General features: G+C 49.8%; 7 protein-coding genes. 5 read left to right on the top strand and 2 right to left on the bottom strand.

The window, feature by feature from the left end; all coding sequences use genetic code 11:
* Positions 1–345 (top strand): hypothetical protein (locus ACO6V1_RS20095; RefSeq protein WP_422468209.1); only part of this gene is annotated, 345 nt, incomplete at its 5' end.
* 81 nt (positions 346–426) lie between these two features.
* On the opposite strand, the gene ACO6V1_RS20090 is transcribed toward ACO6V1_RS20095, so the two are convergent.
* Positions 427–4,341, bottom strand: a complete 3,915-nt coding sequence (locus ACO6V1_RS20090; protein WP_422468207.1) for an ankyrin repeat domain-containing protein — start codon at positions 4,339–4,341, stop codon at positions 427–429.
* A 510-nt stretch (positions 4,342–4,851) separates the two neighbouring features.
* On the opposite strand from ACO6V1_RS20090, the gene ACO6V1_RS20085 reads away from it, so the two are divergent.
* The 4 genes from ACO6V1_RS20085 to ACO6V1_RS20070 all read left to right on the top strand — a co-directional run bounded on the left by ACO6V1_RS20085 (position 4,852) and on the right by ACO6V1_RS20070 (position 10,414).
* Positions 4,852–6,378 (top strand): hypothetical protein, encoded by a 1,527-nt coding sequence (locus tag ACO6V1_RS20085; RefSeq protein ID WP_422468205.1) that lies wholly within the window; start codon positions 4,852–4,854, stop codon positions 6,376–6,378.
* 59 nt (positions 6,379–6,437) lie between these two features.
* Positions 6,438–6,560 carry a hypothetical protein gene (locus ACO6V1_RS20080; RefSeq protein WP_422449837.1) on the top strand — a complete coding sequence of 41 codons (123 nt, stop codon included), beginning with the start codon at positions 6,438–6,440 and terminating at the stop codon, positions 6,558–6,560.
* Between the two features lie 67 nt (positions 6,561–6,627).
* Entirely contained in the window at positions 6,628–7,038 is a 411-nt protein-coding gene (locus ACO6V1_RS20075; RefSeq protein ID WP_422462169.1) for a hypothetical protein, read from the top strand.
* 91 nt (positions 7,039–7,129) lie between these two features.
* Positions 7,130–10,414: a pilus assembly protein gene (locus tag ACO6V1_RS20070; protein WP_422468203.1), complete on the top strand. Its 3,285-nt coding sequence runs from the start codon at positions 7,130–7,132 to the stop codon at positions 10,412–10,414.
* A 119-nt stretch (positions 10,415–10,533) separates the two neighbouring features.
* Here the strand turns inward: ACO6V1_RS20070 and ACO6V1_RS20065 are convergent.
* The coding region (locus ACO6V1_RS20065) for a DmsC/YnfH family molybdoenzyme membrane anchor subunit (RefSeq protein ID WP_422468202.1) at positions 10,534–10,855 on the bottom strand (322 nt) is incomplete at its 5' end.

Genomic DNA, 10,855 nt, shown 5'->3' with positions numbered 1-10,855 from the left:
TACGTCATAGCAGAAGCCGTGTGGGCCGAGCCGACCAAATGGGCAAATAAACGGGATGAATTGCTGGAACAACTCAACGGAGTCCGTCGCAACGGGGCCGATGACAAAACCGTCGCTGATCTTTTTACTGAAATACTAAGCCGTCTTGCCAGACGACAGGCGCAGTTAGAAGAAATAAAAGCTTGCATGGACTCGGGATATGTCAGCAAGGAGCATTACCATCGTTCGCAACAGGCTTTTACCGCTGAGCTCGAAAGGGTTGTTCGCAGAGAACCCGCTTATCAGGAGCAGCAGAGAGAGCGACCCAAGTGTTACCAAAGCGTTTACGCAAAACCAGACAAATAGGATGAAGTTCCTTAAGCCGCTTTGGCTATCTATATAACAACAGCCTCCGGAGCCAGGGAGGCTCTGGTGGTTGTATGGGGATTAGTGCCTTTTTACGCCAGAGGGCTTTTGATAGTCTGTCGATTGAGAGGGCACGGTGTTTCCCAGCAAGCCCTTTAAAAAGAGACAAAGTTGCTCTGTCTGCTGCCGATCAGCACTGGGCTGCTCCGTCAGTTTCTCTGTTGCCAAAGTAAGCGCTGACTCGACAATAACCGGGAGATTTCTGTTCGCTTTTCCTGCCCAATAGTTCACCACCATTTTGGCAATATCGGGATGCTCAAGGGCTACGTCATACAGAAATACCTCCGGTTCGGAGTTGATATCAACATCAATGTTGATCAGTTCACTGACCACCTTGCGATGGCCACGGCGTGCCGCATCGCTCAGGCATCGGCCAAGGGGATCCGCCATCTCCTGGTTGCCCGCGAGTGTCTCGAAAAGTCGGTGATTTCCTCCATCAGCAGCGCGAACCAGCACACTCATTATGCGGTCATGCTGTTCAGCCACAATTTGCCAAAGCTTTGACCGCACCGATTCTTGTAATGTCAGTTGCTGGTCACAAATAACGTCGTCAACATTGTCAGTGATCGAGACAATGGAACGCACCACTCGTGTAAAGCTATTTTCAGCGAACATAATGGCGGCCAGCAGCAACGGATGCAGACCTCTGCCAACATCCGCAGCGTTCAGTTTAATCCCGGCCCTGACAAACTGGTGCAGCTTGTTCTCGTCTACACGCTGCACAATCCGAATCAGACTCGGGGTAGCCCGGACACCCAGTTGCCAGAGTTCTCGCAACAGATCGATATTTCCCGTTTGGGCAACACCAAGCAGGAGGTCGCTAGTGCCATTGAGCCGGGAGAGATCCCATTGAACATGTTTCATCCCATGCACCGCGTCCAGCAGCAGCTTGACCATTGGCTGCCGGTCCAGACCAATGGCCAACACCAAAGCATCGGTCAATACCCTTGAAAGATCTCTGTTGATGTAACCACCGGAGTGTTGGCTCGATGCAGCAGGGGTGTTGGCAGTCGGGCCTGACCGTGTCAAGAAAGCCAGAATGGACCGGACACTGTCATGGCAGTTCTCCTGTATTGCCTGAGAGAGGAGAGAGCCCCTGGTCTCGTCGGTGATATCAAGATCGGCTCCGGCGCGAATCAATGCCCGGATAACAGCTTCATTCCTTTCCAGATGAGTCTGATGGTCATTGATAGCATCATCACAGGATTTTATCCTCACATTGCCATGACCCGGCGGCTCCTCAACTATATCCCGCTGCCTGCCTCCCTGTCGGTTAAGGGCGGGGGAATCTTCCGGCTTCCCCTTTCTGTTTGCATCCCTGTCCTCAGCCAAAATGATCTGCTTTGCTGTCAGCACACTCTCCAGATCGGTACGGACTTGTTTGCTCATGGCCAAAATCGACACCAGGATAGTCCTGAGACCAGCAGCTCCGGACTCACGCTCAACATCCACCAGCGATGAGAGCACTGGCGGATTGTCCACCTCACTGAAAATCAGTGCCTTAACCTGGCTGTTTCTTGCTTCAATATCATCAAAAGACGATAGCAGTACTGACAGGGCTTCCGTTTCCCGGGCTTGTGCCGCAAGTTTAATGTCATTAGCAGGATCAATACCATTGTGCATGAGCATTTTAACCTTCTCTTCCTCCTTGCGTGCTGCCGCTATCAGCAAACCCGACGCCGACCAGCAACGGCTTTTATCCATACCGGCCTTGAGAAATTCATCAGCCACCTTCAACTCGTTATCGCCAAACGCCATGGCAAAGGCAATCTCAACGCTGAAGGTTGTTTGCGTGGCGAAGACACTGACCACCTGACGCTGTTCACTCACAGCAGCCTGACGGAACAGTTGCCGGAACTTTGTGCCACCAAGGTCAGCTATACCCAGCAAAGGCCTGAGCATTTCAACGTCTGCCCGACCAACCGCTGCGGTTACTTCACTTTCAATATCTACGCCACCTGTCGCTTTGATCAGCTGGTTAGCGATCGACTTATAGCCTTTTCGGACAGCAATGGAAAAGGCAGTTTTCCCTTCCATATTCAGCAGATCAGCTATTGCCCCCCTCTCCAGCAATAGCTGAACCATCTGCAGGTCTCCTCTGTCAGCAGCAGCGTGCAGCAAAGGCAAGCCATTGCAATCAGTGATATTAGGATCGACCCCGACCGCCAGTAGCGTTGCCAGCATTTTGTCATCGTTATTCTTAAGGGCTTCAGAAAGAATGGTCACTGTTTTACCGACATCCATTTTATCTAACAGCCGTCTGATAGCCGGTTCACCGTAGCCAGGTTGATTACGCAAATAACTAATGACCCGCTGCATCTCACGGAACATTTGTCCCGCCCCCGGGTAGGAAGCCAGCAGTGATCGCAATTCCGTTTCAGTCCCTTCCCTGGTCGACCGGACAATAATATTGACTCGTTGGTCAGGCCCCAGAGCGTTATGCAACATACTGACCACCCTGGCATGGCTATTGCGTGTGGCTATAACCAGTGGCGTGTCAGCCTGACCATCCCCGCCACTGGCATCAATGCCGGCATTGAGCAGGGCCTGTACCAGTCCTTCATCACCACTTTGTGCAGCAAGCCTTAAATAGTGACCACCGTCATCTATGTTCCTGGCCAGTAATTGTTCAAACAGTTCCAGTTGACTTTTAGAAACGGCCTGCACCATGGCATCCACCAAACACGCCCCCGATTTGAGCAACGCAGCAATGGCGGGTTCATTATGCGCACGGACACAGATGCACAGCGCGTCTGTCAGCGTCACAAACGCTGTCAGTTCCCGCAATGCGCCGCGGTGTTCTTGTTGTGCAGCAAGGATTATGGCCTCAATGAAATGGCCATCCCTGATGATGTTGCGAAGCTCAGACGATTCCTTAAAATCACCTAGCAGCACCCTGTTCCCTGCCTTTGCGGCCATGAGAACAATCTTGCCACCACTGAGTCCGATGCTGTGCAGGAAATTTATCATTGCCGGGCTGTGGTCAGCCCTAATGACATTTTGGGCTATCGGATAGGGATCAACGCCAGCGGCCAACAGCGATTTCGCCTTTTTCTTGTCCTTTCGTTCAATTGCCCGGAGCAGGTGCAAATCGGCAAACCCCAATTTATCGCTCCTGATCAGCATTGCCAATGTGCCTTCATCATTGTCTTCCAGGGCATGCGTCAGTGACTGTCGAAACATGTTCGGGTTAACGGCCATCTTCTTAACACACGTTTCATGATTATGTTCAGCAGCCACCAGAGCCAGAGGTACAGGTCCCTGATAAAGGACAGTTTCCTGAGTGGTGCTAAAAATATGCGGAGCTTGCTGTGCAATCTCCTGAAGCATGTCCTGATCGCCAATGACACAGGCCTGAACTGCCAGTAGCTCTTCAATTCCAGAGCGCAAATCTTCATGACGGCGCTTCAACCCCTGACTGACCAGGGTCGGTAAATCAGGAATGATATGGTCTTCACTGCCCCTGATACTCGCATCATTAACTGAGCTTGCTGGCAAGCTCGTTGAGCCGCTTGCCATTGTTGTTGTGCTGTTATTGCTCCCCTCTGCGCCACCCTGATCGTTTTCGGATGAGCTTGCCTGCCGACTGTTAGTACGCTTTTTCAGAAAGTCAGCAAGATCCGGTAAACAGTAACCGGTGCTGTGGCTATTGCTATAAGCCAGGGTGTTCAGATTAACGACAGGCAGGGCATTCTGTCGGCAATGCATACAGCTCAAATAAGTCTGGCATGGTTTGACGGGAACCGTACAGGCCTCCCTGCCCTGAATGCTTAATTCATTGGCTTTCCACTGTTCCATGCAATCGAAGTGAAAGGGTTGTTTGCAACAATGGGTCACGACAAAATCATTAAACCGGGCTTCCAAATCATCTTCTAAGCAAAAAGGGCATTGAAAATTTGATTTGGTCGCTGTAGCTGGTGCATTGACTGAATCCACAAATGACTCCACTGTTGTTTTTAAAGTTGATCTTAAATTTGTATCAACGCACTTTGTGACAATTTCTAATAGTCAAAGTTCATTATCCCTGCCTCTTTAGTTTCGTTTAAGCCTGAAATGATGATTACGTTTAAGTAGTTAACCAAATGGAATCGTATATTTCTGGCTAAGTGGTCAGTTACTATGCAAGGCACAACGTAGGGAGCATAGCCGTAGCTATGTGACCGTAGTTGTAACGCCGCACGACTGCATGGATGCAGGAGCTAGAGCAACGCAGGAGCAGTTGCCGGGAGCGACTGTCCACTTAGTCAGAAAATACGATTTCATTTGGTTAACTACTTACCTTCATGCACCCTGATCAACCTGATTGAAGAGTTTGTCTGCCGGGAAAATATGGGCGTTTTCTTTCTTTCTGACTATCTTGATTACCGATGATCAGGGTTTGATCAGGCGAAACTGATAATAATTGAAGCTGATAATAATTATTGTGCATTCACGAGTCCGGAGTTTATGAATAACCTATCACTCAGTCAGCAGGCGGCATCAAGTGCAAATATGTCTACACCGATGCTGGATATTCAATCAGGTGGGGAATCGAAACCGGGTAAAGGGCTATTTAAGGGCAAGATAGCAAAAGCAGTGTCAGCTGCTAGGAAGCGGGCACAAGACAAGGACAACATAATAACAGGGTCGTCAGCACTGAAACAGCCATTGAAACAACTCCGGGAGGCTGGCGAACAAAGACTCAGGAAACTTGCCAGTAAGAACTACCTCGACTCTGAAACTGCTGAAAGTGTGTACAGGAAAAACATCCCTGTATTTGCCCGACACTATCAAAACGCCCTGAATGCCTATGTGCAGAAGGGTTGCCAGTATTACCAATATCTTATGGGTTATCTGGCAGGAAACCCGGAAGATTTTGTCTTCAGACTGTCGGAAAGCACTGAGGACGAGCTTTCCGTTACAGTGACACACATGCGGCCAACATTTGAAGCATTTGCAGAAGAAATAGCAAGTTTACTGGAAGGGCACGGGGCGGGTGGAAAATTAGCAAAGGAATTAATAAAAAGTCTTGAGCCTTTGGGTTTGTCGTTGTCTCCGGCAATGACAAAAAGAACCTGGTCAGTGCATATGAAAGCCCCGGGGATTGCCGATTCGTCAGTGCAGCCTGAGACGGCTTGTGATAACAACAGCCCTCCCGGCGTCAGTCAATTTCAACGCACCGATAGTGAGGAACGATTAAGAAACAAAGCATTGGAAGAAAAAAAACTAAAAGAAGAAAATTTAAAAAAAGAGCTGGCGGGCAACATTCAGAGACTGCGCCAGGAGAATGGGCTCGCAGTTGAGAAATGCACAATAACCAAGCGTGTTGCTGAAGAGATTTTTCGTTTTGATTCCTGTTGGCAAGAGCCTGTGGGGTTGTCCGATTATCGGGAATTTCGTGTTGCCAGCACCGCTGATGACCTTGAAAAACTCAGCCTGGAAATGCTGGTGGCTGAAGAGAACTCGCTTAAGTTCAAGAATCAGAAGCTACAGGAATACATAGCTTCAATATGGGAAAGTTTTCCCGTTCCATCGGATCAGCGCCAGCGCCCTTTGGTTCGGTTTAAAGACCATTATTCCGTGAAGGAGGTACTGTCTGAAGCGACTGAAATACTGGATCAACCTGCACTGCAAACCTGTCGATCGGGTGGATTGATGAAGTCACGACTGTTTGCTTCCCGGTACGCGCGGGAGCAGGAAGTGCGGGAATCAATGCTTGATGACCTTCAGCACTTGAACGCCCTTGGTGAAAGTCTTAAAGGGTTTGACAGCCTTGCACAAGCCGCTGAAAACTCCGCATGGTTTATGAATCTGGTTGGCGAGTGTCTGAGAAAAGAAATGCCTCAACCTCTATTGACACTGGGAAAGATCAAGACTTCATCGGATTTTCGAAAAACATGGAAAGAAAAGCTGGAGCAATGGGGTATTGAACGCATTGATAAACCCTCCCCTGCACTTCAGGAACAACCAGCAACCGGTCAACTGGCTGAATAAACAGGCCACCCTATATCTCCGCCAGGCCAGGAAATAATGCCGCTGCCCCGGTGCATGGCTTGGCACGGTTGCAGGTGCTTAATGGTGTTGTTTCCGGGGGGACTGCCGATATTGATCAGTACATGACGGCTGCTGCCGTCAGTGGGAAGAAGCTGGTTCTGGGAGTCAGTGTTCTGGTCTGATTTACCAGATAGAGAACAATGCCATCAATGAAGTTTGCCCGGTCAGGCCAGAGCATGGGGGAGATTTATGTTACTGAGCAAACACCATGACAGTCATGTCCGCTACTGGCTATTGGCTGCCATGACAGGAATATGGCTGTCATGCCTGGCGGTCCATGGCAACGCAGCGGGCAGGCAAGTTGACCAGGAGTTCGGCAAGATAGAAGTTGAATTTCGCAATGAGTCCAGTGGCTTGATCTGGGCCTACCCCTGTGCAACCTGTCTGCCAAAACGATTGGTCTTTGACCAGCGGTTGCAAGTGGGCAGACTGGGTGGTGGTAGTCAGAAGGCAACCTTGCAGGACTTGCGGGACCTGGAGGACTTGCAGGAGTCCCGGGACTCCCCGGAGCAGCCTGCGCTGGTGATCTGGATTGAAAATACGGCTCAAGTCTTGCAAGTTCTGTTGATCACACCACCGCAGGGTTCGGCACCGGAGTAAGGAACTGTCAATTCTGCTATTGCCTGATAAAAGTATCACCCTTCGTAGATATGAGCATTGGCTGGGCATAACAACAGAACAGTGGATAAAAATGTCAGGAATGTTTAGCAACGATCATTCAAAATATGAATATTCAGAATACTCGCAGACCATCTCTCGATGGTTAAGGACATCAGCGTGTTTTCTGCTCTCCCTGATTTTATCTTGTGAACTGGCGGCAAATGATATTGATCTGTTTGTTGCCGACCTTCCCACTGGAGCCCAGCCCAATGTGATGCTGATTATGGATACATCAGCGAGCATGTTCGCGAGGCCCGAGGTATGTGGTGTTTTTGGGAATTGTCAGTATTCTGGCCCCTCCCGCATGGATATAGCCAAGCAAGTGGCCAAGGACTTTATCAGTGATGCACAGAATATCAACATCAGTGTAATGAGATTTAACTATGATGAGGGCGGCCGCGTTATATTCGCATCTGAAGATATTGACACGGGCCGACAGGGGGCTATGGATGCCATTGATAGTTTGATTCCAAACGGCTTTTCACCAATGGCTGAAACGTTGTATGAAGCCTACCTTTATTTTTCGGGGCAGTACACAAAATTCGCGTCGAACCCCTTTGGCAGCGATTTCCGTGCCTATTGGAATCCAGGCGCGAATTATCGTTCCCCCATTGTCACAGAATGCCAAAAGAACAATATCATCTTGCTGACTGATGGCGCACCTTCCTATGATACCAGTGCTGATGTTGACATTGAGCGGATGATCGCGGGTAAGACCATACCAAGTCATTTGTACCACGATTGTCACCAATGCCTTAATGAAATTATCTGGTATATGGCCAATCATGATATTCACAGCGGTTTTAATGGCGACCAGAACGTCTTATTAAGCGTTATTGGCTTTGGTGAAATGGATCAATGGTCGTCAGATGTACTGTCCAATTCCGTCAGGGCCGGTAACGGGAAGTACTACCGGGCAGAGGATGCTAACCAGCTGAGTCAGGCGTTTGCCGATATTATGGTTCGGGTCAATTCGGAATCCACCTCATTTGCTTCACCGACCGTCCCCGTCAATGCGTTTAACTCCCTTGAGTCCACCGATGAACTTTACTACACCGTTTTTGCCCCTAGCTCCGGACCAGACTGGACGGGCAACCTGAAACGTTACCGTTTGGGTGATGATAATCAGATATATGATGCCAACGGGAATCTGGCCATTGATCCGGTGACTGGCTTTTTTTCTGACAATGCCCAGAGTATCTGGAGCGCTGCACCGGATGGTAAAGTCGTTACAGCCGGTGGGGCTGCATCGCTTTTGGATCCGGCGCGACCGATTTATACCAATTTAACTGGCGACAGGGATGTGGAGCTGTCAAGCGATTCGAATAGGGTCAACGAAGGCAATTTTGTTTCTTTTCCTGACGGTACTCTGGGCGTTACTGGTATGTTGGAGAAAATATCGCTGCTGCAGTGGGCACGGGGCATTGATATTGATGACGACGATGGCGATGGTGTGTTGATAGAACCACGGTTCAGTATGGGTGACCCTATTCATACTCAGCCGGTCATTGTTACTTATAACCCCTGGGGGTGGCATGGTGATGTGGATAAAACCATTTTTTTTACCACCAATGATGGTTTTCTCCATGCTGTGGATACCAGTGGGTACACTACTTTCTCGTTCATTCCCAAGAAATTGCTGGGCAACCTGCGAATGTACCGGGAGGGGACGGTTCGCCCGGCGATATCCGGTGCGCCAACATCGGATTCACAGTGTGTGTGGAATTACCAGGTACCCGGTGCCTGTGTGCCGGCCCGTTATTGTGAAGAAAGGTTTGAGTGGGGAGATTTAAACCTGAGCGAGAGTTGTCGTCTTATCCCCCCGACACCCACGAACGATGATGAATGCGATTGGGATTGGTCAAGAGCAAGGTGTGCACATCCTGAATATTGTAAATGGCATTACAACTTTCCACACTTGGTCGGCGACACTGTTTGTGATATCAGGCCCAGGCATGAATGGCCAGCTCCACCACCGGAGCCCGACCCTGGCAGAGCCAAAATATATGGCATGGATGGACCGATAACTGTCTTTTTCAGGGACTGGAACGGCGATGGCAACATAACGGACGGTCATGGGCATGCCTACTTATTCCTGACCATGCGCAGGGGAGGCAGTAATATCTATTCTCTGGACGTCACTAACCGGAATACCCCGAAGCTTAGATGGGTTATCAAAGGGGATGTGGATTCCAATAACAAGGCTGACGACGATCCATCCAGAAATCCCGACTTTTCGGAGTTGGGACAAACCTGGTCAAAGGCGCAGTTAACGAAGGTCAAGTGGCAGGGGTCTGAACGGTATGTGTTGCTGTTTGGCGGGGGCTATGACGAAGATGCTGACCAGCAAGCGGAAATTGAGGAAAACGACATAGGCCGGGCAATATATATGGTCGATGCCTATTCCGGTGAAATGCTTTGGCATGCCGGCAAAAACGGTAACCTGAGCATCCCGGAAATGGAATACAGTATTCCGGCAGATCTGACATTGGTTGATATCAACCAGGATGGCCTGACCGATTACTTTTATGCAGTGGATATTGGCGGTCAGGTGTTCCGTATTGATATCAATCCCGATAACACCGGGTCCTGGAATTTCGCCAATGGTGGTCTGATTGCCCAATTGGCAGGCGAGTCTGAAGTGGATGCCCGGCGTTTTTTTGAGGCACCCACTGTAGCCGTTGACAGCAATCGCGAATATCTCAATATCGCCATAGGCAGCGGTACCCGCCCCAGCCCCATGAATACGGCGGTGGAGGATCGTATGTATGTAATTCGTGACCGCAATATCTTTAACAAGCCGACCACTTACCGGTATGCCAACGGTGGGGTCATTACTGAGTGGTCACTGTACGATGCGACCTCCAACATCATTCAACACGGTAACCAGTGGGATAAAAATGCGGCACTGGGCTCTTTGAGCGGAGCTGCTGGCTGGTATATGAGACTGGAAGATCCCGGCGAGAAAATCCTGGGCCGGGCCTCACTGATCAATGGCATGCTGCTGTTTAGCTCTTTTGTTCCTCAAATGTCCTCTAACAGCTGTAATCCGGGCGTCGGGCTCAATTATTTTTATGCCGTGAATATTGAGGATGGTACTAGCGTGTTGAATGTATCCGTTATGGAGAATATGGGCTCACACGGTCGAAGAATGATACTGAACAGTCGCTCCATTGCGCCTCAACCCTCTGTGATCTCCAAAGGCGGAGAAATGAAGGTGTGCATCGGTTCTGAATGCCTTGTCGGTGAAGACCAGCGTTTGGAACCGGCCAACCTGAAACGTCTAAAGCGAAGTTTCTGGAGAGAAAACCGGTGAACAGTTGAGGGTAAAAAGAACCAGCAGAACCTGAAAAGCCCTGTATAGGGATTTTCAGGCTATTGTGCTTATAACTGCAGGTGTCCTGCATTTACTCGCTTACATAATAATTATATTGATCACATAGACGACAGATGTAGATCATAGAAGAAGATACGACCACACAGTTCAGCGGTGAGCACCAGGACGGTACTCACCCCTGCCAGACCTGCCGATGAGTTATTACCACGAGTGGCAGCCATCACCCAAACGCCCAGACCGGCAAACAACAGACCGAGACGGGCCAGCATCAGACGACCGTGGTAGTCAAACAGACCCAGCGGATTAGCAAACAGATCAACCTGCCCCAGCCAGAACAGGTACAGCGGGTACCCCACCAGCACCAGACCCAGGGTGATAAAGCCCAGGGTGGCCAGTGCACGATCAGTGTTTTTCTGGAAT

It is taken from the genome of Endozoicomonas sp. ALC013, from assembly GCF_049310205.1.
GTDB lineage: Bacteria > Pseudomonadota > Gammaproteobacteria > Pseudomonadales > Endozoicomonadaceae > Endozoicomonas.
The sequence above is the reverse complement of the archived record's forward strand: the minus strand, read 5'-3'. Positions and strand labels throughout refer to the sequence as shown.